Here is a 25,439-nt window from a genome sequence, read left to right on the forward strand (position 1 = left end):
GCCTATGGTTTGCGATCGTAAAAGCTTACGAAATCATTCGTCGAGAGCGTTGCGACAACATTCGAATCGTCGTCGAGAATTTCATAGAGCGGGCCTTCACGATCATAGATGGTGAACAACACGACGACGTCCTGATCGCCGCCGCCTTCTCGATGCGGCTCGTCCGCGGGAGGACTAACGGTGTAACTGCCCGCCGGCCGGACGTCTTTGAGTTCGCCGTTCGCGTGATAGAGCCGATGTTCTCCCTGAATGACGAATGTCTTGTTGAGCGCGCAATGTCGGTGAAGCACGATCCGCTGATTGGCCGAAAGCTTGAACAGCACATGGAGGACGTTTCGATCGTCGATATCCAGGACCGAAAAAAGCAGATGATCGATTCCATCGAGGCGCTTCCATGGAATATTGCCGTCGTTGAAGGTAAACTGCGACATGATGCGCTCTCTCTCATCGGTGAAGGCGCGCCAATATGACAGTCGACGCAGCGGCGCGAGAAGGACGCTGGCCTGAAGGGGCTTGGGCAATTTTCCTGACGTCATCCCCGGACACCGCGGCGGCGCACGAAAGCTCCGCGCGCGACAATGACCAAGCCCTTGTATGGAATTTCGAATTGGGGCAGCCTTGAGCGCGGGCAGCCAGGAACCTTGAAAAAACGCGCTGAATCGTCTTTCGCTTTCCAATCCGCAGGGAGAAACGCCGATGTTGTTTGCAATCTATTATGAGATGACGCCCGAACGTCGCGACGAGGTTCTCAAGCGCTTTCAGAAATTCGGCGACGCCGCGCCAAAGGGTATGAAAGTCGTCGGAAACTGGCTTTCCGTCACGCTGCTCGAGGGTTGGAGCATCGTCGAAGCCAACGACATCGCCGATCTCGGCAAGCTCTTCCAATCCTGGACAGACCTCAACGTCAATCACATCACGCCGGTCTTCGACGAAGACGCCGCGCACAGATTCCTCTCAGCCAACAAGAAATAACAGACACGCTGCGGAGGGCGCCCGCTCGCCGAGGGCTACGACGGGAAGGCCGCGACGCAGGGCGCCGAGCGGCTGCCGCCGGTTAATACGACAATTCTCCATGAGCGCGGCGATAGTCGCGATACCATTCCACGAGCGCCGCGACTCCCTCATCGAGCGACGTATGCGGGCGATAGCCGGTCAACCGCTCTAAGAGATCGGCGCTGGCGAAGGTGCGCGGCACGTCTCCGGGCTGCATGTCGAGATAGTTGCGCTTGGCCTTTTTGCCGAGCGCTCGTTCGATCGTCTCGATAAAGTCGAGAAGCTGCACCGGCGCGCCGCGACCAATATTGACGATACGAAACGGCGCCACGGGCGACACGCTATCGTCGCTTGAATCGCGCTCGGGAACGCAGTCGATCAACCGCACGACGCTTTCGACGAGATCTGCGACATAGGTGAAATCGCGTGACATGTCGCCATGATTATAGATATCGATGACGCGGTCGTTCTCGATGGCGTCGACGAATTTCAACGGGGCCATGTCCGGTCGGCCCCACGGACCGTAAACGGTGAAGAAGCGAAACATCGTCGTCGGGATCGACCACAGATGCGCATAGGAATGCGCCATCGCTTCGCCGGCTTTCTTCGTCGCGGCGTAAAGGGTCAAAGGGAAATCGGTACGATCGCTCTCGTGAAATGGCACGGTAGGGCTCGCGCCATAGACCGAGCTTGTTGAGGCCCAGAGAAAATGCCGCGGCTTCAGCAGTCGCGCGATCTCCATGACGTTGAAGGCGCCCACGAGATTGGCGTCGACATAGGCGCGCGGATTTTGCAGCGAGTAGCGCACGCCCGCCTGCGCGGCGAGATGAATGATGACGTCCGGCGCGGCCTGTTCGGCGGCGCGAGTCAGCGCCTCCATATCCTCCAGCATGGCGATCGTGTCGCGAAAGCCGTTGCTGCGCAGCAGAATGGCGCGCCGCGCCTCCTTGAGACCCGGATCGTAATAAGGCGTCATGCCGTCGTAGCCGTCCACCAGATGCCCGGCCTCTAACAGGCGCTTGGCCAAGTGGAAGCCGATGAAGCCTGCCGTGCCGGTCACGAAGACGCGCATGAGCCGCCATATTCCCGCGTGATGAAAGCTTCGCCGTCATGGGCGAAGGCGACCCGCCTGTCAACGCGGCCGCGAGCGGCCCTTCGCTTCCAGTCCCGCAAGCCATATGTTTTGCCCTTGAACAGGAGAAACCGTCATGGTTGCCGCCTCCGGAGCCGACGAGCGAAGGACGATCCACCCGCTCTTTGTCCGGGTGACGCATTGGGTGAACGCCTTCGCGATCTTCGTCATGGTGCTGAGCGGCTGGCGCATCTACAACGCCTCGCCGCTCTTTGGCTTCGAGTTTCCTAAGGATTTCACTTTGGGTGGTTGGCTCGCGGGCGCGCTCGCCTGGCATTTCGCGGCGATGTGGCTCCTGGCGCTCAACGGATTCGCTTATCTCGCTTACGGCCTGGTTTCGGGCCACTTCCGAAGAAGCTTCATGCCGATCTCGCTCCGCGGCGCGTTCGACGACTTATTGGTCGCGATGCGAGGCCACTTCAATCATGCGCCCGGCCGCTACAACGCCGCGCAGCGTCTGCTTTACGTTGGCGTCATCCTCGCCGTGATCGTCGCCATTCTGTCGGGCCTCGCCATCTGGAAGCCTGTGCAACTCCAAGCGCTGACGGCGTTGATGGGCGGCTATGAGACCGCGCGCCACGTGCATTTCTTCGCCATGGCCATGATTGTCGCTTTTCTTGTCGTTCACATCGGACTCGCCGTGAGCGTCAAAGGCATTCTGGCGCCGATGTTCACCGGCCGCGCCGAGGCTCCGCGATGACGCGCTCGCGCCGCATCGGCCTGAGAGGCGTTCAGCCGCAGATCGCGCGGCTCGAACGCCGTCTCTTTCTCAAGCAAGGCCTGTCGCTTGGCGCGCTGTCGCTCCTTTCGGGCTGCACATTGAAGGACGACGACGCCGTCGATCGGCTGCTTTTGACGATGTCGCGCTTTAACGACCGCGTCCAGGCGGCGCTTTTTGATCCCGCGAAGCTCGCGCCGACCTATTCTGAGGCGGACGTCACGACGCCTTTCCCCTTCAACGCCTATTACGAGGAAAAGGACGTTCCGTTCGTTGACGGCCAGAGCTATCGACTGCAGCTCTCCGGCCTCATCGCCGACAGGCGCCCCTGGAGCTTAAGCGAATTACGCGCGCTGCCGCAGTCGAGCCAGATCACCCGCCTCGTCTGCGTCGAGGGTTGGAGCGCGATTGGCCAATGGCGCGGCGTCGCCTTCCGCCATTTTCTTGAGCGGATCGGCGCCGACCTTACGGCGCGTTACGTCGGTTTCAAATGCGCCGACAAATATTACTCAAGCATCGACATGCCGAGCGCGCTGCATCCGCAAACGCTTCTGGCGCTTGACTTCGCCGACGCCAAATACGGCTATCCGCTGCGCCTGCGCCTTCCGACGAAACTCGGCTTCAAGAATCCGAAATTCATCGGCGAGATCTTCGTGACGAACGACGATCCGGGCGGCTACTGGGAGGACAAGGGCTACAATTGGTTCAGCGGCTCTTGACCTGCGCCGAGGCCAGCACACCTAAGCTCGACGCTTTCTCGCCACTTTTTTGACGCTCTATGGCCGCGGCGGCAGCTGAGTCGGCACGCTGACAGCGAGGATATATGACCAATCGTCGACCCTGCGTTAACGGCATTCTCGCGGCGGTCCTGTCCGCCAGCGTTATCCCGCTTCACGGCGCGCTCGCGCAGGAGAAAACTCCGACCGCACAGCGGCCGGCCGTGAGACTTCCCGCCTCTTTGCCGGTCAAGAACGAGGTCTCTGCGGGAGAGGCGGTCAAACCGGAGGAAACGGAAGCAGCCGACGGCGAATGACGCCGCAATTTTTTTATGACTTCATTAACCAATTCGTCAAACTGACGCTAACTGCGCGAATTCCGTCATGAAATCACCGCAGCGTAGGCGTGGCGGCGACCCAACTTCATCATCGTTGACCGGCCTGATGTCTGCGGGGCGGGCCGGTTGATTCGGCGGGGGGCTCTCACTTCGAGGGGACCATCCAGTGATGAATCAGCGACCCTGCGTGAACGGCATATTGGCTGCCGTGCTATCGGCGAGCTTCCTTCCCATTCACGGCGCGCTTGCGAAGGAAGACAGATCCGCGAACGCGCCCGGCGCCGCGAAACATGCAGTAAAGAAGCCGGCGAAGCCGCCGGCGCCGAAGCAGGACGCGAGCAAACCGACGCCGGACGACCAGGGAGGCGCGGGCGACAAGCCGTAGCGGGCGCCCTCGCGCAAATCGCTAATAATCGACGGCAACAAGGTAAAGACCGTGCGGCGGCGCGACCTGTCCGCAGCGCGCACGGTCTTTCGCCAGAAGCGCCAGCGCCAAGTCCTCGACGCGCCACTTGCCGCTGCCGACATGCTCCAGCGAGCCGGCCATGGAGCGCACCTGATTGTGCAGGAAGGAGCGCGCCGAAGCGACGATCTCGATGCGCTCGCCATCACGGCGCACGTCGAGACGCTCCAGCGTGCGCATTGGCGAATTCGCTTGGCATTCCGAGGCGCGAAAGGTCGTGAAGTCGTGACGGCCCACGAGAGATTGCGCGGCTTCATGCATGGCTTGCGCGTCGAGCGGCCGCTTGACGTGCCAGGCGCGGCCGAGGTTCAGCGCCAAGGGCGCGCGGCGATTGTCGATGACATAAAGATAATGGCGGCGGATCGCGGAAAAGCGCGCCTCGAACTCCTCGCCGACCGCGCGCGCGGCGAGCACCGCGATCGGGTCCGGCTTCAGATGCGCATTGATCGCGTCGCGCAGCCGATCGACGCGCCAGTCGCGCGCAAGATCGACATGCGCCATCTGCCCCCGCGCATGCACGCCGGCGTCGGTGCGGCCCGCGCCATGAACGACGGCGCGCGCGCCGCCATTGATCGCAGCCACGGCCTCTTCAAGGCGCTGCTGGACGGAAACGCCATTCGCCTGCCGCTGCCAACCGACGAAAGGGCCGCCGTCATATTCGATCGTCAGCGCGAAGCGGGGCATTCAATGCGCTCGCGCATGGCGCGACCTCACCTCCCCCTCGAGGGGGGAGGTCGGGCGCCGAAGGCGCCCGGGTGGGCGTGACGGCCGAATGAACGTGGAGTTCACCCCACCCCGGCCCGCATAGCGGGCCGACCCTCCCCCTCGAGGGGAGGGTGATAGGCGCTCGTCGCGCATCAACATCATACCAACGCCACGCCGCGCGTCAGCCTGCGGCCGCGCGCGAATTCTTCAAATCCCATTTCGCCCTTGCCGGCGCGTTGCACGCGCAGCAGCCGCAGCGCGCCCGCGCCGCAGGCGATGAGCCCGGCGTCGTCGAGCGCGGCGCCCGGCGCTCCCGCTCCCTTCTCGACCCGCGCGCGCAAAACCTTCACACGCTCGAAGCCGCGGCCGAGATCGGCTTCGAAAAAAGCGCCCGGGAAGGGGGAGAGGCCGCGCACGAGATCATGAAGGTCTTGCGCCGATCGGCGCCAATCGATCCGGGCTTCGGCCTTCTCGATCTTTTGCGCATAGCAGGCGCCGTCTTCGGCCTGCGGCGTGAAGCGCAGTTCGCCTTTGGCGAGCAGATCGAGGGCGTCGGCCATCAGCGGCGCGCCGAGTTCCGCGAGTCGGTCGTGCAGCTCGCCCGCCGTCATCTCGGCGCCGATCGGCGTTTTCGCCGTCAATGCGACGGGGCCGGTGTCGAGACCGGCCTCCATCTTCATCACCATGACGCCGCTCTCGGCGTCGCCCGCCATGATCGCGCGCTGAATCGGCGCCGCGCCGCGCCAACGCGGCAGCAGCGACCCATGCAGGTTGAGGCAGCCGTATCGCGGCGCGTCGAGGATCGGCTGAGGCAGCAGCAGCCCGTAGGCGGCGACGACGGCGACGTCGGCGTCAAGCGCGGCGAAGTCCGCCTGCGCGTCGGCGCTTTTCAGGCTTTTCGGCGTGCGAACGGGAAGGCCGAGGCTCTCCGCCAAGAGGTGGACGGCGGACTTTTTCTCCGCCATGCCGCGTCCCGCCGGTCGCGGCGGCTGCGTATAGACGGCCGCGATCTCGTGGCCGCAAGAAATGATTTCCTTGAGCAGGCGGGCTGCGAAGTCCGGCGTGCCCATGAAGACGACGCGCATTCTGTCGCGCAATCGTCAGGCTCCGGCTTGTTCCGACTGACGCTCCGTGGCGGCGCGATGCTGGGCGGCGATCTCGTCGTGGCGCGCCGCCTTGCTGAACTTCTTGACCACGCGCTCGCGCTTTAAGCGCGAGAGATGGTCGATGAAAAGGCCGCCTTCGAGGTGATCCAGTTCGTGCTGCACCACGGTCGCGAGCAGCCCTTCGGCGTCGAATTCCTGAACCGCGCCGTCGCGGTCGAGATGACGCAGGCGCACCCGCGCCGGCCGCTTCACGTCCTCGAAATAGTCGGGCACCGACAGGCAGCCTTCCTGATAGACGCTTAATTCCTCCGACACCCAGACGATTTCCGGGTTGATCAGGAAGAGCGGCGAACGCGTCTCCTCAGTCTTGCCAGTGTCGACGACGACAATTCGCTTGGCCACCGCGACCTGGATCGCCGCGAGGCCGACGCCCGGCGCCTCGTACATCGTTTCCAGCATGTCGTCGAGCAGACGCCGCACCTCCGCGTCGACACGGTCGACGGGTTCGGAAATCTTTCGCAGCAGCGGATCCGGAAGGGTGATGATCGGCAGAATGGCCATTGTGTTTCGCCGTGGCTCTTTGCGTTTCCATGAGATAGGCGCGACCGGCGCGTCCGTCAAATCGAAAGCGAGCCGCGCGTCTTTGCCTAGGCGCCAAAGGCGGCTAACATGCAGGGGCAAAAATTATCGCCGCCGCGCGGAGCGGCGCGGCGCTTGGAGAGCGCGCGCCATGTCTTTGCTGATTTTTCTGGGCCTCGTCGCCGCCGTCGCCTTCTGGCTGGTCAGCGTTTACAACGGCCTCGTGTCGTTGCGCCAGCGCGGCAAGCAGGCCTTTTCCGACGTCAATGTGCAGCTCAAGCAGCGCCACGACCTCGTGCCCAATCTGGTCGAGACGGTGAAGGGCTACGCCACCCATGAGAAAAGCACGCTTGATGACGTGGTCAAGGCGCGCAACGCCGCGGTGACCGCGCAAGGCCCGGCGCAGATCGGGGCGGCCGAGGGCGCGCTGACCGGCGCGCTCTCGCGGCTGATCGCGCTGTCGGAAGCCTATCCGGACCTGAAAGCGAACCAGAATTTCCAGCAGCTACAGAGCGAACTTTCGGACATCGAAAACAAGATTTCGGCGGCGCGGCGCTTCCTCAACAATACCGTCGCCGAATACAACGCCACGCGGGAGGGCTTTCCCGGTTTCCTGATTGCGCAGCGCTTCGGCTTCGAGCCGCTCGATTATTTCGAGTTGGACGAAGCGCAGCAGAAGGCGATCGAAACCCCGCCGAAGGTGGAGTTTTAGGCGCGCGCGGCGCCGCGCAGGTTGTCATTCCCGACAGGCCTAAGGCCTGATCCGGAATTCAGATCTAGCAAAGCGCAATTTTAATGCCTGGATTCCCGACCGCGCCCACCGCGCGTCGGGAATGACAGCAGCGGGAACACAATGTTCAAAGCCTACGGCCTTTACTCCCACATTCGCGCCAACGAACTGCGCTCGGCCTTTCTGCTCGCCGGCTTCGTCGTTCTGCTTCTCGCGCTGATATTCTCCTTCGCGCTGCTGATCGAGGCGATGAGCGCGCGGCCTGGCGCGCCTTTCGATTACATCCTGGCGCTTGCGGTTGATGATCTGAAACGCGGCTGGCCGATCGGCGTCATCGCGGCGGGCGTCTGGTTCGTCATCGCCTATCTCTTCCATCAGAAGATGATCGACTTCGCCACCGGGGCCGCGAACCTGTCGCGCGCCGAATCGCCGCGCGTTTACAATCTGCTCGAAAATCTCTGCATCTCCCGCGGCGTGCCGATTCCCGCCTTGCAGCTCATTGAGAGCGACGCGCTCAACGCCTACGCTTCCGGGCTCAAAGAGGGGGAGTACAAGATCGCGGTGACCCGTGGTCTGACACGCTATCTGACCGACGCCGAGCTCGAGGCGGTTCTCGCGCATGAATTGACCCATATTCGCAATCGCGACGTTCAGCTTCTCGTGATCGCCGTGATCTTCGCCGGCATTTTCGCCTTCGTCGCCGATCTGACGATCCGACGCTGGGATTTTCCTTTCGGCTTCTCGCCGCATCGCCCCGAAAGCGACAATGGCCGGAGAGGCAATGGCGGCGCGGCGCTCGCCATTCTCATCGCTCTGTTCATCATCGCGCTGAGCTGGGGCGCCTCCGTGCTGATCCGCTTCGCGCTGTCGCGCTCGCGCGAATTCCTCGCCGACGCCGGCAGCGTCGAACTGACGAAGAACCCCGACGCGATGATCTCGGCGCTGCGCAAGATCGAAGCGCATGCGGCGATTCCGAACATGCCCTCGCGCATGCAATATTTCTTCATCGAAACGCCGGCGCTGCATCCGGAGTTCGGCTGGCTTGCGAGCCATCCGAGCGTCGACGCGCGTGTCGCGGCCCTCGTCGAATTCGGCGGCGGCCGGGACGTGTCGGTCGCGGCTTTAGGAGAAGAACGCGAGGCGATCGATGCGCCGCGCGAGGACGAGGCCGCCTTCCTGCCCAAGGACGGACGCCATCCGCTCTGGCCGCCGCGCGGTCCCTGGGGCAGCGCCAGGCGCTGAGCAGCGCGCGCCTCACGGGCTCGAAGCGAAGCTTCAAGAGCGCCGTCTTTTCGGCGACGCCGCGTCGGCCATGAGACTTCGTTTCATAATTACAATAAATACAAAGTAACACTATCTATAGTTACATATATTCCAAAATATATGAATTTTATGAGCAATAGATTTGCGCTATACACTGCTCATCAGCAGCGTGTGCTTAGTGAGAGCGGCTCTTTCGGCTTTTCTTGGCTTAACCGCTGACTTCATCGTCCAATTCGCGGAAGAGGCGCGGGCATGAGCATCACGGTCATCTTCGGTTCCGACGGCGGCGCGACGAAAGGAGTTGCTTCCAAGATTTCAAAGAAGTGCCAGGGGCGGTCGGTCGATATCAAGGACGCCACGCCGGACGACTTCGAAAATTGCCATCTGTTGATCCTGGGTTCTCCGACCTATGGCGACGGCACCTTGCAAACGGATTGGGAAGAGAACATCGACAAGCTGCGCGGCGCCAATTTGAAGGGCAAGAAAGTCGCCTTGTTCGGCACTGGCGACCAGCAGACCTATCCGCTCTCCTTCGTGGACGCGATGGGCATCCTCTATGATGAGGTGTCGGCGCTCGGCGCCCAGGTGATCGGCTTCACCGAAACCGCAGGCTATGACTATGTCGGCTCCACCGCCGAGCGGGATGGCAAGTTCGTGGGCCTCGCCCTCGACCAGGACACCCAGTCCGGCAAGACCGAAAAAAGAGTGACCGCATGGCTGAGCCGGTTACTTTGATCGACGAGGGCGTTCCGCCTCTGTCGTCGACGCGCTGTCGCTGTGCCGATGCAGCGCCGGTGCTGCGGCTCTTTCATCACAACATCTACGAATATGGGCGGGGCGTTCGCGGCTTGTTTCTGATGACTCTTAGCCGTCGGGAACTGGAATTGACGCTCGGCAAGTTAGAAAGGCAAGGCATCCATCGCTTCGTCCAGGAGCTCAATCCGGTCAAGGTGAACCTCTTCTTTGGCCGGCCCGCCTACATCGCCGTGGCGCGCTCCATCGTAACGCGTCCGCTCAACGCGCTCACGGCGGAGGAAGACTTCATGCTTGGCACGCTGCTCGGCTACGATCGCGAGCAGCAGTGCCGCCGCTTCCTCACGCGTTCGGGCCGGGGCATGCCGGAGGACCTGCCTCTGGCGGCTGAATGATGGGACTGGGCCGGCGCCAGACCTGATCAGCCGGCCGTGCTGACGGTCGCCTGAGCGACCCGCGTTTTCAAAAATTCGATCGCTTTCGCCCGCGACTGGCGCGCTTCAGGGAGAAAGCTCATCAGCTGCCAGGCGTGCGGCGCGCAAGGCCAGATCTCGAGCTGCGCGTCGACCCCCGCCTGCCGCGCGCGCGCGACGAGCCGCGTCGAATCATCTCTCAGCACTTCGTCCGCGCCGACATGAACGAGCATCGGCGGCAGGCGGGAGAGATCGGCGTAGATCGGCGACGCAAGCGGATTTCTGGCGCTTTGGCGTCCCAGCACGGCGCGAGCGCCGAGCAGAATGTCCTTGCGCGTGAACAGCGGGTCACGATTTTCATTCTCGCGCATCGAGGCGCCGGTCGCGGCGAGATCGACCCAGGGCGAGGACAGCGCCGCGGCGACGGGCGGCCGCAAGCCTTCCTCGTGGATGCGCAGCATCAGCGAGACCGCAAGCCCGCCGCCGGCCGAATCGCCGACGATGACGAAGGGTCCCGGCCGCGTCTCAATGAGGGTCCGATAGGCGCGCAAGACATCTTCGAGCGCGGCCGGAAAAACATGCTCCGGCGCGAGCCGATAGGCCGGCGCAAAGACATCGAAGCCCGCGCGCGCGAACGCGCGCGAAGCATAGCGAAACAGCCGCGGCGACCCGATGAGAAAGGCGCCGCCGTGAAGATAGAGCAGCGTCGCAATCGCGCTCCCTGAAGCAGGAGTCCAATCGCCAGGAATCTGTGCCGCGAAAGGCGCGCGCCGTTCGGGAGACAGCGTCTCGACGAGCTGCTGGAGGCCGCGCAAAGGCGCCGTCAGCGCCAAGATGCGCGGCTTAACGAAACGGCGAAGGAACGCAACGGTCCGCCGCGTCGCCGCGCTCGCGCCGCCAGCGCTCATTTTACGGCGGTCGGCTTCGCCGGCGCGGACGCGCTCGAGAGATAATCGAGCGAGGGATCGTTCAATCCCGCTTCGCGCGATTTGTCTCGCCACTCGCGCGCCTCGGCGAGATTGGCCTCGACCCCGAGGCCTTCGGCGAGAATATGGGCGAGACGGTTTTGCGCGACGGCGTTGCCCTTCGCCGCCGCTTTGCGAAACCATTGCGCGGCGGCGGCGCGGTCGCGTGGCGCGCCGACGCCATTGAACTGGAGAACGGCGAACTCGACCATCGCCGGCGCGAAGTCCAGTTCAGCGGCGCGCCTGAACCACTCCGCGGCTTCGCGCTCGTCCTTCGGGACGCCTCTGCCGGTTTTGTAAAGTAGCCCAAGCGCGTAGAGCGAGTCGGCGTCGCCCTTCGCCGCCGCGCGACGGAAATAGTCCGCCGCTCTGCCGAAGTCGGAAGGCGCGCCCTCATTTTCGAGGGCGAGTTCCCCGATCAGATGGAGAGCGGCGGGATGATCCTGCGTCGCGGCCTTTTCGAGATAGACGCGGGCGACGGCGCGGTTCTTCGGCGCGCCGGCGCCATTGAGAGCCGCAGCGCCATAGAGATAGGCGGCTTCGCGATCGCCGGCGTCGGCGCCCCGCTTGAACCACTCCATCGCGGTCGAGAGGTCGCGACCCACGCCCGCGCCTTCGAGGTAAAGCTGGCCGACGAGAGCGAGCGCGGCCGCGTCCTTCGGATTGGCGGCGATGCGCTTCTTGGCCTCCTTCATCGCGACCAGATAATCCCCGCGCTGATAGGCGCCGAAGGCGAAGTCTGGCGCGGGCGGCGCATCATTGGCGGCGTGGGCGGCAGGCGCGAGAAAGAGCATGCAACTTGCGATAAACGCCGTCATTGCGAGCGAAGCGAAGCCATCCGGCAGGCATCGTTCGGCTCCTGGATTGCTTCGGCGCGGCGCGCCTCGCAATGACGCGGTCCTCCCTGAGGGACGAGGACGGCTTTGGGCGGCGATCATCCGCGTTCTCCCTTAAGCCTCGCCTGCGCATCCGCCACCGCCGCCGCCGGACCGCGCGCGTCGCTCCAGATGGCGTCGTCGAGCCGCACGAAGTCGGCGCCCGCCTGAACGAGCGGCGCGACATCGTCGAGCGATTCCGCGCGAGCGACGCAAGGCGTGTTGAAAAGCTCCGCCCACCAAGCTACGCGCTCGATGAGCGCTTCACGGTCAAGATCCGAAAACATCACATAGTCGGCGCTCAACTCGCCCGCGCGCATGGCGTCGTCGCGCGTCTCGATATCCCCGGCGCCGACGATGTAGCGCGGCGAGAGTTTCTTGATGGCCTCGGCAAGCGCTTCGCCGCTGCCGGCGACATGGACGCCGTCGGCGCCGGCGCGCAGCGCGACATTGGGCGCCGCCGCGACAAGGACCGCGACGCCCTTATCCTGCGCGCCGGGCGCCAGAGCGCGCACGATCGCTTCCTGGCTGCGCTCGTCGGCATCGGCGAAACGAATGAGCAGGCTCGCGACGTCGCCCGCCGCGAGCGCCTCGTTGAGCGCGGGCGCAAAAGCCGCCGCGTCGGCAAGCGGCGGGGTCGCGAGGTAGAGTCGCGGCGAAATATCGTTCATTTGTCCTTCAATCTGTCGAGCCAGACTTGCGCGGCGGCGCGCACATTGTCGGGCGCCGTTCCACCGAAACTCCTGCGGCTCTGCACCGACTTCTCGACGCCGAGCACGTCGCAAACATCGGCGTTGATGCGCGGTTCGACGCTCCGCATCTCCTCGAGCGTCAAATCCTCAAGACCAACCCCGCGCGCTTCAGCAAGCGCGACGATGCGCCCGGTGACGTGGTGCGCCTCACGAAACGGCAGCGACAGCGCCCGCACCAGCCAGTCGGCGAGGTCGGTCGCGGTCGCATAGCCCGCGCCGGCCGCGGCCTTCATCCGCGCGCGGTCGACGCGCATGTCGCGGACCATCCCGGCGATGGCGGCGATGCAGAGCGATAAGGTGTCGAGCGCGTCGAAGGCGCCTTCCTTGTCCTCCTGCATGTCCTTCGAATAGGCGAGCGGCAGGCCCTTCATGACGACGAGCAGCGCGACAAGCGCGCCGATGACGCGGCCCGATTTGCCGCGCGCGAGTTCGGCGGCGTCGGGATTGCGCTTCTGCGGCATGATCGACGAGCCGGTGGTGAATTTATCGGACAGCGCGATGAAGCCGAATTGCGGCGTCGTCCACAGCACGATCTCTTCGGCGAAGCGCGACAGATGCGTGGCGCAGATCGCCGCCGCGCTCAGCGTCTCCAGAACGAAGTCGCGATCTGAGACGCTGTCGAGCGAATTCGCTGTCGGCCGATCGAAGCCAAGCGCGCGCGCCGTCATCGCGCGGTCGATCGGAAAGCTCGTCCCCGCGAGCGCCGCTGCGCCGAGCGGACATTCGTTCAGGCGCGCGCGCGCGTCGCGAAGACGTCCGCGATCACGGGCGATCATTTCGACATAGGCGAGGAGATGATGGCCGAGCGTCACCGGCTGCGCCGATTGCAGATGCGTGAAGCCGGGCATGACGCTTGCCGCCTCTTCCCGCGCACGGGTCGCCAGCGCCAGCTGCAGATCGGCGAGTTCGGCATCGAGCGCGTCGATCTGATCGCGAATGTAGAGTCGGAAATCGGTCGCCACCTGGTCGTTGCGCGAGCGCGCCGTGTGCAGGCGCCCCGCCGCCGGGCCGATCAGCTCGGCAAGGCGCGACTCGACGTTCATGTGAATGTCTTCGAGCGCGCGCGAGAAATCGAAGCGCTCGTTCTCGATTTCCGCTTTGACTCGCTCCAATCCATCGGCGATCTTCGCCGCGTCGTCGCGCGACACGATCCCCGTTTCGCCGAGCATGGCGACATGGGCGAGCGAGCCGCGGACGTCCTGCAGGCCGAGGCGCTTGTCGAAGTCGATCGAGACATTGATCGCCTCCAGAACCGCGTCGGTTGCGCTTTTGAAGCGCCCGCCCCATATCTTGCTCGACATTTTTAACCTCGGAGCCCACGCCTCATGGCCAAACCGCCGCCGCCCCCGCGATCTTTCCTACTTGTCGTGAAGGCGGCCTCGATAACAATCGCGGCAAGCGTGGCGTTTCTATACGTGATCGGCAGCATGGGCGGCAAGAAACCGCCTGCCGGCGCGGTTGACGAGGGCGTCGGCCCCGCCGGCGAGGCTCAGCAGAGCGCTGCCGCCCCGGCTGAGGGCGACGCCGCATGCGCCGCCTCGGCGAAAATCGCCGCCAATGTGAAGGATCTCGCCAAGGGCGAGGTCGCGGCGATGACGATCGCCACTAAGCCGGAGCCGATGCCGGACTATGCTTTCGACGGGCCCGACGGCGCGCCGGTTTCGCTCGGCTCTTTCAAAGGCAAGACAGCGCTCTTCAATATCTGGGCGACCTGGTGCGTGCCCTGCCGTGCCGAGATGCCGGCGCTCGACAGGCTCCAGGAGGCCTTCGCCGGGCAGAACTTTCAAGTCGTCGCCGTCAACGTCGATACGACCCGTCTTGAAAGGGCGAAGGCGTTTCTCGCCGAGACCGGCGTCAAGTCGCTGACCTATTACGGCGACCCAAAGGCCAACCTCTTCTATGAGCTGAAGCAATCGGGCAAAGCCCTGGGTCTCCCCACCACGCTGCTGATCGGCCCCGACGGCTGCCAGATCGGGCTGATGAACGGTCCCGCCGCCTGGGACAGCGCGGACGCCAAGGCGCTGATCTCCCGCGCGCTCGAGACGCCTCCGAACTGATCGCGCAGTCGGGTCGCTCGGGCCGCCACCACTCTACTTTCGTCATCGACGCCCCCTAGGGGCCGCTGTTTTTTCAAAAGGGAGATCGGCGAATGCATGTTTCGATTGAACAGGCCGACAAGGCGATCGCCGCGGCGCGCCGGAAGGCCATCGAGCTCGGCACACAGATGTGCATCGCCGTCGTGGATTCCGGCGGCGTCCTAAAGGCGTTCGAGCGGATGGACGACGCCTGGGTCGGCAGCATCGACATTGCAATGAAAAAGGCGAAGACCGCCGTCTTCTTCGGCATGCCGACCGGGCAGATCGGCAAGCTGTCGCAACCCGGCGGACCGCTCTACGGCATCGAGCATTCGAATGACGGGCTCATCACCTTTCCCGGCGGACTCCCCATCGTCGATGCTGACGGCGTGATGATCGGCGCCATCGGCGTCAGCGGTTCGGCCGTCGAGAATGATCATGCGGTCGCGCAGGCGGGCGTCGAGACGCTCGGCGTTTGGGATCTTCCCGAGCATCCCTGGCGCACCTGAACCGCCCTCGTTAGTGAGGCCGGTTCTTGGGCTTTTTCCGCTTCGCGCCGGGTTCCGTCCGGGCGCGGGGCTCAGCGCCCCGCTCGGCCGGCGCCGCGGCCGGCGGCGAAGGCTGCGCCGGCGGGGCGGCCTCCTGCGGTGAAGACGGCGCAGCGGATTCAGCCGGCGGCGCGACCTCGGGTTCGGGCGGCGGCGCGCTCGGCGCCCCGCTCTCTTCGACGGGCTGCGCATCGGGCGCGGCCGGCGGCTGGGACCGCGAGGCGGCGAACCACCACGTCGCTGCGGCGAGAGTCAAAATCGCGAGCGCCACCAAAAAGGCGATCCCGCCCCCACCCCCGCCGGAGCGTCGTGGCGGCGGCGGATCGGATGCGGGCCGCGGCGGCGGCGTTTGCACGCTCCTCTTTGTGAGGACCGGCGCGCGTCGCGCAGACGAATCGGGCGAATCAGGCGACACGGCGCGATACTGGCTCCATACCCATGCGGAAGGCGGCGTCTCGCCGCCTCCTCCATTTCGAGAATCCGACATTGGCCCGTCCTCCAGAAGCGAATCGTCTGCGCCGGCCGCTTGCGCATGTTGCCTCGCCTCGGCGAAGCTCACAAGTGCGCTGCAAGCAAGTCCGCCGCGCAGGCGACACAAAGCCAGGAAGCGCGCTATCTAGTCTGGGCCTTACCCCAAATCAGAGCGAGATCGTGCATGACCATTAAAGCTGGAGACCGACTCCCCGACGTGAAGCTGACCGTCATGGGCAAGAATGGACCTGAGCCGGTCGCCACGAAAGACTATTTTGCGGGACGCAGGGTGGCGCTCTTCAGCGTTCCCGGCGCCTATACGCCGACTTGCCACAAGAAACATCTGCCCGGCTTCATCGCCAAGGCGGATGAAATCAAATCCAAAGGCGTGGACGCCGTGGCGGTCACAGCGGTCAATGACATTTTCGCGCTCGACGCCTGGGTGAAGGAGTCGGGCGGCGGCGACAAGATCGACGCGCTCGCCGATGGTTCGGCGACCTTCGCCAAAGCGCTCGGCGTCGAACTCGATCTGACCGACGCGGGGCTTGGCGTGCGCGGCAAGCGCTATTCGGCGCTTATCGACGACGGCGTCGTCAAATGGATCAATGTCGAGGAGAATTCGAGCGAAGCGACGGTCTCGACCGCCGAAGCCACGCTCGCCCATCTCTAGGCGTTCCTTCCCAAGAAACGCGGACCAAGCGGCCGCGATTTCAGCGCTGTGAAGATTGCATCAGCGCCGCGACGCCCGGCAGCGTCTTTCCTTCGAGCCATTCGAGAAAGGCGCCGCCGGCCGTCGACACATAGGAAAATTCCTGCGCGACATGCGCCTGATTGAGCGCCGCCACGGTGTCGCCGCCGCCGGCGATCGAGAGCAGCTTGCCCTCGACGGTGAGCCGCGCCGCGGTCTGCGCGACGGCGTTGGTGCCTTCGTCGAAGGGCGGCAGTTCGAACGCGCCGAATGGGCCGTTCCAAACCAGAGTCTTGCACGCAGCGAGCAGCGATTCGACATGGGCGATCGATTTCGGCCCGACGTCGAGGATCATGTCGTTTTCGCCGACATGATCGACCGAGACGATATGCGACGGCGCATGCGCCTCGAATTTTTGCGCAACCGCGGCGTCGATCGGCAGCACGACGTCGCAGCCGGCTTTCTCTGCTTTGACGAGGATTTCCCGCGCGGCCCCCGCGAGATCATGTTCGCACAGCGACTTGCCGACAGCTTTGCCTTGCGCCGCAAGGAAGGTGTTCGCCATGCCGCCGCCGATGACGAGATATTCGACCTTCGCGACGAGATTGCCCAGGAGTTCGAGCTTCGTCGACACTTTCGCGCCGCCAACGATCGCCATGACCGGCCGCTGCGGATTGGCGAGCGCGGATTGCAACGCTTCGAGTTCCGCCTGCATGGCGCGGCCGGCATAGGCCGGCAGTCTGTGGGCTATCCCTTCAGTCGACGCGTGCGCGCGGTGCGCCGCCGAAAAGGCGTCGCTGACGAAGATGTCGCCGCTCTTGGCGAGCGCGTCGATAAAGTCGGCGGCGTTCTTTTCTTCGCCCTTGTGGAACCGGGTGTTCTCGAGCAAGGCGACGTCGCCGTCCTTGAGCCCGTCGACGATCTTCGCTGCGGCGTCGCCGACGCAGTCGTCGGCGAAAGCGATCTTGCGTTTGAGAAAATGTTCGAGCGTCGGGATGACCTGGCGCAGCGAATCCGCGTCGACGCGCTGGCCCTTCGGTCGGCCGAAATGCGAAAGCAGAATGACCCTGCCGCCTTTTTCCACGATCTCGTTGATCGTCGGCAGCGCACGCTCGATGCGCGTCGCGTCGGTGACGCGCCCATCCTCCATCGGCACGTTCAAATCGACACGCAGCAGCACGCGCTTTCCTTTGACGTCGACGTCGTCGAGAGTGTGGAAAGCGGTCATGTCGGGCGTCCAATCGCGGCTTGGAAAGGCAAACGCGGACCCGAAGGTCCGCGCCGGCATGGTGGAACAATGCTTACAGAAGCTTGCCGATCACGCTCGCCACATCGGTCATGCGGCCGGAGAAGCCCCATTCATTGTCGTACCAGGACAGGATCGACACGAGATTGCCGTCCAGGACCTTGGTCTGGTCGAGATGGAAGCAGGACGAGAGCGGATTGTGGTTGAAGTCGATCGACACGAGCTTCTCGCTCGTATAGCCGAGCACGCCCTTGAGCGGGCCGTCGGCGGCGGCCTTGATCGCGGCGTGCACCTCGTCCTTCGTCGTCGCCCGCTTGGCGACAAACTTCAGATCGACCGCCGAGACGTTGGGCGTCGGCACGCGAATGGCGTAGCCGTCGAGCTTGCCGTTCAGCTCCGGCAGCACGAGTCCGACGGCCTTCGCCGCGCCTGTCGAGGTCGGGATCATCGACAGCGCCGCCGCGCGGGCGCGGTACAGATCCTTATGCATCGTGTCGAGCGTCGGCTGATCGCCCGTATAGGCGTGGATCGTCGTCATGATCCCCTTCTCGATGCCGATCGCATCATGCAGCACCTTGGCGACCGGCGCGAGACAGTTCGTCGTGCAGGACGCGTTGGAGATCACGAGATGATCCTTGGTGATCTTATCGTGATTGACGCCATAGACGACCGTAATGTCGGCGCCTTCGGCGGGCGCTGAAACCAGCACGCGCTTCGCGCCCGCGTCGAGCAGCAATTTCGCCTTGTCGCGCGCCGTGAAAAGCCCAGTGCATTCCAGCGCGATGTCGATCTTGAGGTCCTTGTAGGGGAGCTCGGCCGGATTCTTGATGGCGGTCACCTGGATCGGGCCGCGGCCGACGTCGATCGTGTCTCCGGCGACTTTCACCTCATGCGGAAAGCGGCCGTGCACTGAATCATATCGCAACAGATGCGCATTGGTCTCGACCGGGCCGAGATCGTTGATGGCGACGACTTCGAGGTCCGTGCGTCCGGTCTCGATGATATAGCGCAGGATGTTGCGGCCGATGCGCCCGAACCCGTTGATCGCCACTCTCACGGTCATTTGGAAAATCTCCTTGCGCCGCCGGAACTCCGCGGCCCTCGCCATCGAGCCTGTGGGCTCTGGAGGCGAGCGTGTGATAGCACCTCGCGCCCCCCTGTCAACGCGCCAAGGTCGCGCCAATTGGCGCGGTTTCGATTTGCGCGATTCATGCTAGGAACAGGCTGGCAAGCGAATCGTTCGGCGCGGTCGCCGCGCCGCAAAGCCATGCACATTCTGCGACCGGCGATGACCCATTCAGATAAGCGCGACGAAGAAAACGCCAAGAGGCTCGAGGCCGCCGTCGCCGAGCTGCAGACGGCGCTCGCTCAGCTGGAGCGCACTGTCACCGCAAAGCTCGAAGACGAGCTGTCCAGCGCCGAACTCGAAGAAGAACTCGCCGTCATGCAAGACGATCGGTCGCGTCTCGCCCTCGATCTCGACGCCGCGTTAGCGCGGCAGAACGCCCTGGAGAAGAGCCGCGACGAGGTGCTGCGAAGGCTTGAAGCCGCGAGCGAAGGCGTCGCCGCGGCGCTCGGCGCGGCGGGCCTCGCCTCGACCCAAGAGGATTGACATGGCCGCCGTCGTCGTCGCCATCGCCGGTCGCACCTATCGCATGTCCTGCGAGGAGGGCGAAGAGCAGCGCATCGAAGAGCTCGCGCGTTACGTGGAAAGCAAGATCCAGTCGATGCGCGAGAGCTTCGGCGAGATCGGCGAGCAGCGCATCATCGTGATGGCCGCGCTCGCAATCGCCGACGAGGCGACGGACGCACGCGCCAAAGCGCAGGCGACGGAAGCCGAGTTCGCTGCGCTGCGCGCTGAGCTCGACGCCGCGCGGAAGGCGAGCGACGCGGCGTCGGCGCGCGCCGCCAAGGCGCTTGGCGACGCGACGCGTCGGATCGTGAAGCTCAATGGCGAACTGTCGCCGCCCGCCGCATCGCCGGACGATGGTCTCTAGGTCCAGGATGCGGCGCTGAAAACCGCCAGTTGAGCCTCGAAGGCACGCTTGTATGCGGGCCGCGCTTCACCGCGGGCGACATAGGCGGAGAGGTTCGGGTATTGGTCCAGCAGACCCGACGCTTTCAACCTGAGCAGCACCGACGCCATCATCAGATCGCCGGCGCTGAACGGACCATCGAGCCAGTCGGCATCGCCAAGGCGAAGGGAAAGTTGGCCCAGCCGATCACGGACGCGATCCTCGACGAGAGGCAGACGCTGCTCGTACCAGGCCTCCTCGCGCTCCAGAAGCCTGGCGATTGCAAGATCAATGATTGGCGGCTCCATCGTGCTGAGCGCCGCAAACATCCATGTGATCGCGCGCGCCCGGGCATTTGCATCGTCTGGCAGCAGGCCAGCATGGCGCTCCGCGATATGGAACACGATCGCCCCCGACTCGAATAGGGCGAGACCGCCTTCTTCATAGGTCGGAATCTGCCCGAAAGGATGAAGCGCGAGATGCGCCGGTTCCTTCATCGCTTTGAATGAAAGAAGACGAACGTCGTAGGGCTGGCCCACTTCTTCGAGCGCCCACCGAACGCGCATGTCCCGCGCCAATCCCTTGCCGCCATCGGGCGACCGTTCAAAGGCGGTAATTGTGGGGTCATTGGAAAGCCCTACGGACAGCCGCCCGTCTCCTCAACTCATCGACGGCACACTCGGTCAATGAGTCCTGACCCCGGATTGCCCGCTTAAGATTACTTCGTCACGCCCCAATCTTCGAAACTCGGGTCGCGCTTGGCTTTTTCGAGATTGTCCGCCTGTTCCGACAATTGATAATTCCGGTTTTGCGCCGCCATGGCCTCGGCGCCGTCCTTGAGGATCGCGATCTTCATCTGCTCTGTGGCGAGGCGATTGAGCTCATTGATCCACTGGTTGAGAGCGAGCAGCAAGTTGCGTTTGCGCTCTCGTTGAATGTCGTGCGACGAATCATTGTTCTCGGACAGCGCGAGTTCTTGCTGAGTTTCGGCGATCATCGCATCGAGCTTCTTGACCTTCTCCTCCGCCGCCGCGACCTGGTCCGGAGCGTCGGACTTGGCTTTTTCGAGCGCCGCTTCGGCGTCAGCGCGCGCCTTCTTGAGATTGTCGAGGCCGTTCTGCAGCCATTTCGACTGGATCTTCAGGAGCGAGTCGCGCGGAACCCCGCTGAGGCTCAGCGAATTCGGAATGGGAAAATATTCGCCAAGCTGCGCGGCGCCAGCCGGCGCCGCAGAAATCGCGCAGGCGAGCAGGCCACAGAGAACGGCGCCGGCCAACGTCCTGCGGACGCTAACCGTTTTGCTGATGAAGCTCATGATTTTCTCCCGCTATGCTGCGCTTTTTTCGCGCGCTTTTCTTTGCGCAAACTGAGCCATCATATGACGTCTGGCAAGCCCCGGCGCGGCGCGGCGACCTAAAGGAGTCGCGCGCCGCGCTTGACTGCCTCTGCGCTTCGCGCCAGCCTACGTCCGCCGGGGGAGCCCGCCCGGCGGCGCTCCAACGACGCCGCCACGGGGCTGAGAGGCCGCAAGACGCGCGAAAACGCGGGGGGCGGCGACCCTTCGAACCTGATCCAGTTGAGACTGGCGGAGGGATGGTGTCAGCGAAATTTCCCGAAAGGCGGCGCTCATGCTCGCGCGCGTGATTGGCGCCGGCGTCGCCGGACTCTGCGCCGCCTATGCGCTCGCCAGGAAAGGCGTGGACGTGGAGATCGTCGAGCGCGAGTCTGCGCCGGGCCTCGGCTGCTCGCGCTTCGCCGGCGGCATGATCGCGCCCTGGTGCGAACTGGAAAGCGCCGAGCCCCTGGTCGCGACGCTCGGCGAAGAAGCGCTCGACTTCTGGTCGCGCGAGCTCGGCGTCGCGACGGTCGCCGGCAGTCTTGTCGTGACGCCGGCTCGGGAGCGGGCAGAGCTCGCCGACTTCGCCCGACGCACGCGCAATTTCGAATCGCTGGACGCAAAGGCGATCGCGGCGCTTGAGCCAGATCTCACCGGGCGCTTCGACGCCGCGTTGTTTTTTCGGCAAGAAGCGCATCTCGATCCCCGGGCGGCGCTCATCGCGCTGACCGAGCGCCTCGCGAAACTGCCGAATGTGACGCTGCAGTTTCAGCAGGACGCCGCCGGACTGGAGACGATCCCGGATTGGATAATCGACTGCCGCGGCTTCGCGGCGCGCGACGCGCTTCCCGGCCTGCGCGGCGTGAAGGGCGAAATGCTGATCCTGCGCAGCGAGGAGATTTCCCTGGCGCGTCCGGTGCGCATGCTGCATCCGCGCCGGCCGGTTTATGTCGTGCCGCGCGGCGACGGGCTGTTCATGGTCGGCGCGACGATGATCGAGAATGAGGAGCGCGCGCGGGTCACCGCGCGGTCGGTCGTCGAACTCATCAACTCCGCCTTTGCGGTCCACCCGGCCTTCGCCGAGGCCGAAATTGTCGAGACCGGCTCGGACCTCCGACCCGCTTTCGCCGACAATCTGCCACGTCTTTTGAAGCGGGGTCGCACTCTCTATATCAATGGGCTCTACCGCCACGGATTCCTGCTTGCGCCGGCGCTGGCGCGCCGCGCGGCTGAGGTCATTGTAAACGACGGACATTTCCCAGAGGTGATGGATGCTGATTCAAATCAACGGGCGGCCGCAGGATGTGAGCGCGACGACGTTGCAAATGCTGCTGGACGAACTGGGGTATGATGAAAAGACCGTCGGCACCGCTCTGAATCAGGAGTTCGTGCGCGCCAGGGACCGCGCCGAGACGCGGCTTCGCGAAGGCGACGCCGTTGAGATCGTGACGCCGAGACAGGGCGGGTGAGCGAGTTTGATGCATGAATGACCCGGTGACGCTTTACGACGGCGCGGTGGCCTCGCGGCTGCTGCTCGGCACTGCGCGCTATCCCTCGCCAGCCATCCTCGCCGAGGCCATTCGCGCATCGGGATGCGAGATCGTCACCGTCTCGCTCCGGCGCGAGGCCGGCGGGGCGCGCGCGGGCGAGGCTTTCTGGAGCCTCATCCGCGACGTCGGCGTGCGCGTGCTCCCCAATACCGCCGGCTGCCGCACCGCCAAGGAGGCGATCGCGACCGCGCAAATGGCGCGCGAAGTCTTCGCGACTGACTGGATCAAGCTCGAAGTCATCGGCGAGGAGGACACGTTACAGCCTGACGTCTTCGGGCTGGTCGAGGCGGCGCGCGCGCTCGCCGATGACGGCTTCAAGGTCTTTCCCTACACGACCGACGATCTGGTGGTGGCGGAAAAGCTGCTCGACGCCGGCTGCCGCGTGCTGATGCCCTGGGCGGCGCCGATCGGCTCCGGGCGCGGGGTCAACAACGCTTTCGCCTTGCGGGCGCTGCGCGCGCATTTTCCCGACACCCCGCTCATCGTCGACGCGGGTCTTGGCGCGCCGTCTCACGCGGCGCTCGTTATGGAGATGGGCTATGACGCGGTGTTGCTCAACACCGCCGTTTCCCGCGCCGGCGACCCCGTTTTGATGGCGCGGGCCTTCGCCCTCGCGATCGAAGCCGGCCGCGCCGGTTTTCGCGCGCAGCCGATGACGCCGCGCGACATGGCGGAGCCTTCGACGCCCATCATTGGCCGTCCCTTCGACAGACTGGCGTAGGAATAGCCAGTGGCGGCGCTGAGGCTCGATCCCTTCTATCTCATCGTCGACGACGCCGATTGGCTTTCCCGCCTGCTGCCGCAGGGCGTTAAGCTCGTACAGCTGCGGGTGAAGGACCGCTCCGAGGCTGACGTGCGGGCGCAGATCGCGACAGCGCGGAAGACGTGCGCGCGACATGGCGCGCAGCTCGTCGTCAACGACTACTGGCGGCTCGCGATGGAGGAAGGCTGCGACTTCGTCCACCTCGGCCAGGGCGATCTCGACGCGGCGGACATCCCGGCGTTGCGCCGCGCCGGCGTCAGGATCGGCGTTTCGACGCATGACGGAGCCGAACTTGGCCGGGCGCTATCGCTCGAGGCGGATTATGTCGCGCTCGGCCCGATCTATCCTACGCTTCTGAAACAAATGGCCTTTGCGCCGCAGGGCCTCGCCCGGCTGGGCGCCTGGAAGGCGCAGATCGGCGCGCCGCCTCTCGTCGCCATCGGCGGACTGACGCCGCAACGCGCCATCGCCGCGCTTGCCGCGGGCGCCGACAGCGCCTGCGTCGTCACCGACATTTTGCGCAACGCCGAACCAGAGGCGCGCGCGCGGGAATGGCTCTCCGCGACGCAACCATGGCGTGAGCGCGAGGGCTTTTTCGCGCCCGACTACAACGGCGCGAGCGTGTGTCCATCGCCCAATCATGGCGCGCGGCTGCGGCCGATTTCGTCGCTGGTGCTTCACTATACGGGGATGCCGACGGCGGAATCGGCGCTCGCCCTGCTCTGCAGTTCGCGCTCGGAGGTCTCGGCGCATTATTTCGTCGAGGAGGATGGTCGCGTGCTGCAGCTCGTGCCGGAGTCGCGGCGCGCCTGGCATGCCGGAAAAAGCGTCTGGGCCGGCGAAACCGACATGAACTCCGCCTCGATCGGAATTGAGATCGTTCATCCCGGCCACGACGACCCACGTCCCTATTCGGCGGCGCAAATCGAGGCGACGGCCGCGCTCGCCAAGGACATTTGCCGGCGCCATGCGATACCGCCCGAACGCGTTCTGGCGCATTCCGACATCGCCCCGGGCCGCAAACGGGACCCCGGCGAGTTCTTTCCCTGGGAGGAGCTCGCACGCCGCGGCGTCGGGCGGGTCGCCGATGAGAGTCTCGGCGCTGGCGCGACGACGATCTCGCTTGGCGACGCGGGCGCCAAGGTCGCCTCGCTCCAGCGCGACCTCGCGGCTTATGGCTATGGCGTCGAGCCGACCGGCGTCTATGACGTCCAGACCGTCCAGGCGGTGGAGGCGTTTCAGCGCCACTTCCGCCGCGCGAAGGTCGACGGCCGCGCCGACGGCGACACGCGCGTGGCGCTCGCGAACCTCCTCGCGACATTCGGAGAACGCGTATGAAGGCCGTCGTCGTGACGGGCGCCTCGACCGGGATCGGCGCGGCCTGCGTCAGCCTGTTGGTCGAGAACGGGTTTCTCGTCTTCGCATCGGTCCGTAAGGACTCCGACGCGGCGGCGCTCATTGCGCGTCATGGCGCGTCCGTCGCGCCGCTCCTCTTCGACGTGACCGACGCCCAATCCATCGCGACCGCCGCGCGCGACGTCGGAGCCCGGCTCGGCGACGAAACGCTCGCCGGGCTGGTCAACAACGCCGGCGTCGCCGTCCCCGGCCCGCTGCTGCATCTGCCGATCGACGACTTTCGGCGCCAGATCGACGTCAATCTGATCGGCCAGCTTCGAATCATTCAGGCCTTCGCGCCCCTGCTCGGCGCTGGCGCGCAGCGGCGCGGCGCGCCCGGCCGCATCGTCAATATGAGTTCGGTCGCCGGTCGCTTCGCCGCGCCTTTTCTCGGCGCCTACGCCGCCTCGAAATTCGCGTTAGAGGGCATGTCGGACGCGCTGCGCCGCGAGCTGATGGTCTATGGCGTCGACGTCGTCCTGATCGAGCCGGGGATGATCGCGACGCCGATCTGGGATAAAGCCGAAGAGACCGATCTCGCTCTGTTCGAGGGCACAGCCTATGCCGCGCCAGGCCGGAGGATGCTGAAATGGCTTGTCGAGGCAGGCCGCCGCGCGCCAGGCCCAGAAGCCGTGGCGAGGGAAGTGTTGCGGGCGCTGACGGCGCCGCGCCCGCCCATCCGCATCCCAATCGTCAGGAATCGCTTTACGGACTACACGCTACGCAGCCTATTGCCGGCGCGGTTCGTCGACTGGCTGACGGCGCGCCGGCTCGGCCTGCTGCCGAAATAGGCGACCCCCTTGGGACGATCCTTCCGATCGTCCGCAACGATGTTGAGCTGAAAAGGAGAG

33 protein-coding genes and 1 riboswitch are annotated in these 25,439 nt (G+C 64.8%); of the genes, 19 read left to right on the top strand and 14 right to left on the bottom strand.

Annotated features, from left to right (window positions below):
- Positions 1-2: 2 nt before the first annotated feature.
- Positions 3-521 (bottom strand): regulator, encoded by a 519-nt coding sequence (locus IYW40_RS10555; RefSeq protein ID WP_246720730.1) that lies wholly within the window; start codon positions 519-521, stop codon positions 3-5.
- 175 nt (positions 522-696) lie between these two features.
- Between IYW40_RS10555 and IYW40_RS10560 the strand changes: the two genes are divergently transcribed.
- A complete protein-coding gene (locus tag IYW40_RS10560; protein ID WP_123174597.1) occupies positions 697-972 on the top strand; it encodes a DUF3303 family protein in 276 nt (91 codons plus the stop codon).
- An 82-nt stretch (positions 973-1,054) separates the two neighbouring features.
- Here IYW40_RS10560 and IYW40_RS10565 read toward each other — a convergent pair whose 3' ends face one another.
- Positions 1,055-2,065 (bottom strand): NAD-dependent epimerase/dehydratase family protein, encoded by a 1,011-nt coding sequence (locus tag IYW40_RS10565; protein ID WP_196400305.1) that lies wholly within the window; start codon positions 2,063-2,065, stop codon positions 1,055-1,057.
- Between the two features lie 136 nt (positions 2,066-2,201).
- Here IYW40_RS10565 and IYW40_RS10570 point away from each other — a divergent pair, with 136 nt between their 5' ends.
- From IYW40_RS10570 to IYW40_RS10585, 4 genes are all read left to right on the top strand, one after another.
- Positions 2,202-2,825 carry a cytochrome b/b6 domain-containing protein gene (locus IYW40_RS10570; protein ID WP_196400304.1) on the top strand — a complete coding sequence of 208 codons (624 nt, stop codon included), beginning with the start codon at positions 2,202-2,204 and terminating at the stop codon, positions 2,823-2,825.
- Positions 2,822-3,562, top strand: coding sequence for a molybdopterin-dependent oxidoreductase (locus IYW40_RS10575; RefSeq protein WP_196400303.1), 741 nt, complete (start codon positions 2,822-2,824; stop codon positions 3,560-3,562). Before IYW40_RS10570 ends, IYW40_RS10575 begins: the two co-directional genes overlap by 4 nt.
- 104 nt (positions 3,563-3,666) lie before the next feature.
- Complete coding sequence (locus IYW40_RS10580; protein WP_196400302.1) at positions 3,667-3,876, top strand: hypothetical protein; 210 nt, start codon at positions 3,667-3,669, stop codon at positions 3,874-3,876.
- Between the two features lie 190 nt (positions 3,877-4,066).
- Positions 4,067-4,282, top strand: coding sequence for a hypothetical protein (locus tag IYW40_RS10585; RefSeq protein ID WP_196400301.1), 216 nt, complete (start codon positions 4,067-4,069; stop codon positions 4,280-4,282).
- Positions 4,283-4,303: 21 nt separating this feature from the next.
- Here IYW40_RS10585 and truA read toward each other — a convergent pair whose 3' ends face one another.
- From truA to def, 3 genes are all read right to left on the bottom strand, one after another.
- Complete coding sequence (gene truA, locus IYW40_RS10590; protein ID WP_196400300.1) at positions 4,304-5,044, bottom strand: tRNA pseudouridine(38-40) synthase TruA; 741 nt, start codon at positions 5,042-5,044, stop codon at positions 4,304-4,306.
- A 179-nt stretch (positions 5,045-5,223) separates the two neighbouring features.
- Positions 5,224-6,150, bottom strand: a complete 927-nt coding sequence (fmt, locus tag IYW40_RS10595) for a methionyl-tRNA formyltransferase (RefSeq protein WP_196400340.1) — start codon at positions 6,148-6,150, stop codon at positions 5,224-5,226.
- Between the two features lie 15 nt (positions 6,151-6,165).
- Positions 6,166-6,732 (bottom strand): peptide deformylase, encoded by a 567-nt coding sequence (gene def / locus IYW40_RS10600; protein WP_196400299.1) that lies wholly within the window; start codon positions 6,730-6,732, stop codon positions 6,166-6,168.
- Between the two features lie 169 nt (positions 6,733-6,901).
- Here def and IYW40_RS10605 point away from each other — a divergent pair, with 169 nt between their 5' ends.
- The 4 genes from IYW40_RS10605 (at position 6,902) to IYW40_RS10620 (ending at position 9,891) form a co-directional block, all read left to right on the top strand.
- Positions 6,902-7,462 carry a LemA family protein gene (locus IYW40_RS10605; RefSeq protein WP_196400298.1) on the top strand — a complete coding sequence of 187 codons (561 nt, stop codon included), beginning with the start codon at positions 6,902-6,904 and terminating at the stop codon, positions 7,460-7,462.
- A 141-nt stretch (positions 7,463-7,603) separates the two neighbouring features.
- Positions 7,604-8,722, top strand: coding sequence for a M48 family metallopeptidase (locus tag IYW40_RS10610; RefSeq protein WP_196400297.1), 1,119 nt, complete (start codon positions 7,604-7,606; stop codon positions 8,720-8,722).
- A gap of 273 nt (positions 8,723-8,995) precedes the next feature.
- Entirely contained in the window at positions 8,996-9,478 is a 483-nt protein-coding gene (gene fldA / locus IYW40_RS10615; protein WP_196400296.1) for a flavodoxin FldA, read from the top strand.
- Positions 9,457-9,891, top strand: a complete 435-nt coding sequence (locus tag IYW40_RS10620; protein ID WP_246720729.1) for a DUF2023 family protein — start codon at positions 9,457-9,459, stop codon at positions 9,889-9,891. Before fldA ends, IYW40_RS10620 begins: the two co-directional genes overlap by 22 nt.
- A gap of 26 nt (positions 9,892-9,917) precedes the next feature.
- Here the strand turns inward: IYW40_RS10620 and IYW40_RS10625 are convergent, their stop codons facing one another.
- The 4 genes from IYW40_RS10625 to argH form a co-directional block, all read right to left on the bottom strand.
- Complete coding sequence (locus IYW40_RS10625) at positions 9,918-10,817, bottom strand: alpha/beta hydrolase (RefSeq protein WP_196400295.1); 900 nt, start codon at positions 10,815-10,817, stop codon at positions 9,918-9,920.
- On the bottom strand, positions 10,814-11,668 hold the full coding sequence (locus tag IYW40_RS10630; RefSeq protein ID WP_246720728.1) for a tetratricopeptide repeat protein: 855 nt from the start codon (positions 11,666-11,668) through the stop codon (positions 10,814-10,816). Before IYW40_RS10630 ends, IYW40_RS10625 begins: the two co-directional genes overlap by 4 nt.
- 140 nt (positions 11,669-11,808) lie before the next feature.
- Positions 11,809-12,420 (bottom strand): thiamine phosphate synthase, encoded by a 612-nt coding sequence (locus IYW40_RS10635; RefSeq protein WP_196400293.1) that lies wholly within the window; start codon positions 12,418-12,420, stop codon positions 11,809-11,811.
- Entirely contained in the window at positions 12,417-13,802 is a 1,386-nt protein-coding gene (gene argH / locus IYW40_RS10640) for an argininosuccinate lyase (RefSeq protein WP_196400292.1), read from the bottom strand. Before argH ends, IYW40_RS10635 begins: the two co-directional genes overlap by 4 nt.
- A 24-nt stretch (positions 13,803-13,826) precedes the next feature.
- Here argH and IYW40_RS10645 point away from each other — a divergent pair, with 24 nt between their 5' ends.
- Entirely contained in the window at positions 13,827-14,558 is a 732-nt protein-coding gene (locus tag IYW40_RS10645) for a TlpA disulfide reductase family protein (protein ID WP_196400291.1), read from the top strand.
- 92 nt (positions 14,559-14,650) lie between these two features.
- Positions 14,651-15,085 carry a heme-binding protein gene (locus tag IYW40_RS10650; protein WP_175095031.1) on the top strand — a complete coding sequence of 145 codons (435 nt, stop codon included), beginning with the start codon at positions 14,651-14,653 and terminating at the stop codon, positions 15,083-15,085.
- A gap of 10 nt (positions 15,086-15,095) precedes the next feature.
- Here IYW40_RS10650 and IYW40_RS10655 read toward each other — a convergent pair whose 3' ends face one another.
- The gene (locus IYW40_RS10655; RefSeq protein WP_196400290.1) at positions 15,096-15,611 is read right to left on the bottom strand and encodes a hypothetical protein; all 516 of its coding nucleotides are present in this window, start codon (positions 15,609-15,611) and stop codon (positions 15,096-15,098) included.
- Between the two features lie 168 nt (positions 15,612-15,779).
- Between IYW40_RS10655 and IYW40_RS10660 the strand changes: the two genes are divergently transcribed.
- Positions 15,780-16,265, top strand: coding sequence for a peroxiredoxin (locus IYW40_RS10660; RefSeq protein WP_175095029.1), 486 nt, complete (start codon positions 15,780-15,782; stop codon positions 16,263-16,265).
- Between the two features lie 40 nt (positions 16,266-16,305).
- Here IYW40_RS10660 and IYW40_RS10665 read toward each other — a convergent pair whose 3' ends face one another.
- Entirely contained in the window at positions 16,306-17,511 is a 1,206-nt protein-coding gene (locus tag IYW40_RS10665; RefSeq protein ID WP_196400289.1) for a phosphoglycerate kinase, read from the bottom strand.
- A gap of 73 nt (positions 17,512-17,584) precedes the next feature.
- Positions 17,585-18,592, bottom strand: coding sequence for a type I glyceraldehyde-3-phosphate dehydrogenase (gene gap, locus IYW40_RS10670; protein ID WP_196400288.1), 1,008 nt, complete (start codon positions 18,590-18,592; stop codon positions 17,585-17,587).
- Positions 18,593-18,817: 225 nt separating this feature from the next.
- On the opposite strand from gap, the gene IYW40_RS10675 reads away from it, so the two are divergent.
- Positions 18,818-19,141, top strand: a complete 324-nt coding sequence (locus IYW40_RS10675) for a DUF4164 family protein (RefSeq protein WP_196400287.1) — start codon at positions 18,818-18,820, stop codon at positions 19,139-19,141.
- 1 nt (position 19,142) lies between these two features.
- The gene (locus IYW40_RS10680; protein WP_196400286.1) at positions 19,143-19,526 is read left to right on the top strand and encodes a cell division protein ZapA; all 384 of its coding nucleotides are present in this window, start codon (positions 19,143-19,145) and stop codon (positions 19,524-19,526) included.
- Here IYW40_RS10680 and IYW40_RS10685 read toward each other — a convergent pair.
- Both IYW40_RS10685 and IYW40_RS10690 read right to left on the bottom strand, forming a co-directional pair.
- Positions 19,523-20,110, bottom strand: a complete 588-nt coding sequence (locus IYW40_RS10685; RefSeq protein ID WP_246720727.1) for a glutathione S-transferase family protein — start codon at positions 20,108-20,110, stop codon at positions 19,523-19,525. The two genes, IYW40_RS10680 and IYW40_RS10685, sit on opposite strands and share 4 nt — an antisense overlap.
- 152 nt (positions 20,111-20,262) lie before the next feature.
- On the bottom strand, positions 20,263-20,859 hold the full coding sequence (locus tag IYW40_RS10690; protein WP_196400285.1) for a hypothetical protein: 597 nt from the start codon (positions 20,857-20,859) through the stop codon (positions 20,263-20,265).
- A 162-nt stretch (positions 20,860-21,021) separates the two neighbouring features.
- Positions 21,022-21,155: riboswitch (TPP riboswitch) on the top strand.
- Positions 21,156-21,172: 17 nt separating this feature from the next.
- Between IYW40_RS10690 and IYW40_RS10695 the strand changes: the two genes are divergently transcribed.
- From IYW40_RS10695 to IYW40_RS10715, 5 genes are read left to right on the top strand one after another with little or no spacing between them, the layout of a single operon-like run.
- Positions 21,173-22,231 carry an FAD-dependent oxidoreductase gene (locus IYW40_RS10695; RefSeq protein WP_196400284.1) on the top strand — a complete coding sequence of 353 codons (1,059 nt, stop codon included), beginning with the start codon at positions 21,173-21,175 and terminating at the stop codon, positions 22,229-22,231.
- Positions 22,206-22,349 (top strand): sulfur carrier protein ThiS, encoded by a 144-nt coding sequence (gene thiS, locus IYW40_RS10700; RefSeq protein ID WP_332310760.1) that lies wholly within the window; start codon positions 22,206-22,208, stop codon positions 22,347-22,349. Before IYW40_RS10695 ends, thiS begins: the two co-directional genes overlap by 26 nt.
- Before the next feature lie 13 nt (positions 22,350-22,362).
- A complete protein-coding gene (locus tag IYW40_RS10705) occupies positions 22,363-23,151 on the top strand; it encodes a thiazole synthase (protein ID WP_196400283.1) in 789 nt (262 codons plus the stop codon).
- A gap of 9 nt (positions 23,152-23,160) precedes the next feature.
- A complete protein-coding gene (locus tag IYW40_RS10710) occupies positions 23,161-24,531 on the top strand; it encodes a thiamine phosphate synthase (protein ID WP_196400282.1) in 1,371 nt (456 codons plus the stop codon).
- On the top strand, positions 24,528-25,379 hold the full coding sequence (locus IYW40_RS10715; RefSeq protein ID WP_196400281.1) for an SDR family oxidoreductase: 852 nt from the start codon (positions 24,528-24,530) through the stop codon (positions 25,377-25,379). The genes IYW40_RS10710 and IYW40_RS10715 overlap by 4 nt, the downstream gene beginning before the upstream one ends.
- Positions 25,380-25,439: the final 60 nt, after the last annotated feature.

The sequence above is a fragment of the Methylocystis sp. H4A genome (assembly GCF_015709545.1).
Classification (GTDB): domain Bacteria; phylum Pseudomonadota; class Alphaproteobacteria; order Rhizobiales; family Beijerinckiaceae; genus Methylocystis; species Methylocystis silviterrae.

Coding starts and splice junctions, on each gene's coding strand:
- IYW40_RS10605 (WP_196400298.1), top strand. CDS start 6,902: ATGTCTTTGCTGATTTTTCTGGGCCTCGTCGCCGCCGTCGCCTTCTGG.
- IYW40_RS10685 (WP_246720727.1), bottom strand. CDS start 20,110: ATGCGCGTTCGGTGGGCGCTCGAAGAAGTGGGCCAGCCCTACGACGTT.
- IYW40_RS10665 (WP_196400289.1), bottom strand. CDS start 17,511: ATGACCGCTTTCCACACTCTCGACGACGTCGACGTCAAAGGAAAGCGC.
- IYW40_RS10675 (WP_196400287.1), top strand. CDS start 18,818: ATGACCCATTCAGATAAGCGCGACGAAGAAAACGCCAAGAGGCTCGAG.
- IYW40_RS10565 (WP_196400305.1), bottom strand. CDS start 2,065: ATGCGCGTCTTCGTGACCGGCACGGCAGGCTTCATCGGCTTCCACTTG.
- IYW40_RS10630 (WP_246720728.1), bottom strand. CDS start 11,668: ATGCTCTTTCTCGCGCCTGCCGCCCACGCCGCCAATGATGCGCCGCCC.
- IYW40_RS10715 (WP_196400281.1), top strand. CDS start 24,528: ATGAAGGCCGTCGTCGTGACGGGCGCCTCGACCGGGATCGGCGCGGCC.
- IYW40_RS10580 (WP_196400302.1), top strand. CDS start 3,667: ATGACCAATCGTCGACCCTGCGTTAACGGCATTCTCGCGGCGGTCCTG.
- IYW40_RS10625 (WP_196400295.1), bottom strand. CDS start 10,817: ATGAGCGCTGGCGGCGCGAGCGCGGCGACGCGGCGGACCGTTGCGTTC.
- IYW40_RS10680 (WP_196400286.1), top strand. CDS start 19,143: ATGGCCGCCGTCGTCGTCGCCATCGCCGGTCGCACCTATCGCATGTCC.
- IYW40_RS10585 (WP_196400301.1), top strand. CDS start 4,067: ATGAATCAGCGACCCTGCGTGAACGGCATATTGGCTGCCGTGCTATCG.
- IYW40_RS10635 (WP_196400293.1), bottom strand. CDS start 12,420: ATGAACGATATTTCGCCGCGACTCTACCTCGCGACCCCGCCGCTTGCC.
- IYW40_RS10570 (WP_196400304.1), top strand. CDS start 2,202: ATGGTTGCCGCCTCCGGAGCCGACGAGCGAAGGACGATCCACCCGCTC.
- fldA (WP_196400296.1), top strand. CDS start 8,996: ATGAGCATCACGGTCATCTTCGGTTCCGACGGCGGCGCGACGAAAGGA.
- IYW40_RS10705 (WP_196400283.1), top strand. CDS start 22,363: ATGAATGACCCGGTGACGCTTTACGACGGCGCGGTGGCCTCGCGGCTG.
- truA (WP_196400300.1), bottom strand. CDS start 5,044: ATGCCCCGCTTCGCGCTGACGATCGAATATGACGGCGGCCCTTTCGTC.
- IYW40_RS10660 (WP_175095029.1), top strand. CDS start 15,780: ATGACCATTAAAGCTGGAGACCGACTCCCCGACGTGAAGCTGACCGTC.
- argH (WP_196400292.1), bottom strand. CDS start 13,802: ATGTCGAGCAAGATATGGGGCGGGCGCTTCAAAAGCGCAACCGACGCG.
- IYW40_RS10690 (WP_196400285.1), bottom strand. CDS start 20,859: ATGAGCTTCATCAGCAAAACGGTTAGCGTCCGCAGGACGTTGGCCGGC.
- thiS (WP_332310760.1), top strand. CDS start 22,206: ATGCTGCTGGACGAACTGGGGTATGATGAAAAGACCGTCGGCACCGCT.
- def (WP_196400299.1), bottom strand. CDS start 6,732: ATGGCCATTCTGCCGATCATCACCCTTCCGGATCCGCTGCTGCGAAAG.
- IYW40_RS10650 (WP_175095031.1), top strand. CDS start 14,651: ATGCATGTTTCGATTGAACAGGCCGACAAGGCGATCGCCGCGGCGCGC.
- IYW40_RS10610 (WP_196400297.1), top strand. CDS start 7,604: ATGTTCAAAGCCTACGGCCTTTACTCCCACATTCGCGCCAACGAACTG.
- gap (WP_196400288.1), bottom strand. CDS start 18,592: ATGACCGTGAGAGTGGCGATCAACGGGTTCGGGCGCATCGGCCGCAAC.
- IYW40_RS10645 (WP_196400291.1), top strand. CDS start 13,827: ATGGCCAAACCGCCGCCGCCCCCGCGATCTTTCCTACTTGTCGTGAAG.
- IYW40_RS10560 (WP_123174597.1), top strand. CDS start 697: ATGTTGTTTGCAATCTATTATGAGATGACGCCCGAACGTCGCGACGAG.
- IYW40_RS10620 (WP_246720729.1), top strand. CDS start 9,457: ATGGCTGAGCCGGTTACTTTGATCGACGAGGGCGTTCCGCCTCTGTCG.
- IYW40_RS10695 (WP_196400284.1), top strand. CDS start 21,173: ATGCTCGCGCGCGTGATTGGCGCCGGCGTCGCCGGACTCTGCGCCGCC.
- IYW40_RS10575 (WP_196400303.1), top strand. CDS start 2,822: ATGACGCGCTCGCGCCGCATCGGCCTGAGAGGCGTTCAGCCGCAGATC.
- IYW40_RS10655 (WP_196400290.1), bottom strand. CDS start 15,611: ATGTCGGATTCTCGAAATGGAGGAGGCGGCGAGACGCCGCCTTCCGCA.
- fmt (WP_196400340.1), bottom strand. CDS start 6,150: ATGCGCGTCGTCTTCATGGGCACGCCGGACTTCGCAGCCCGCCTGCTC.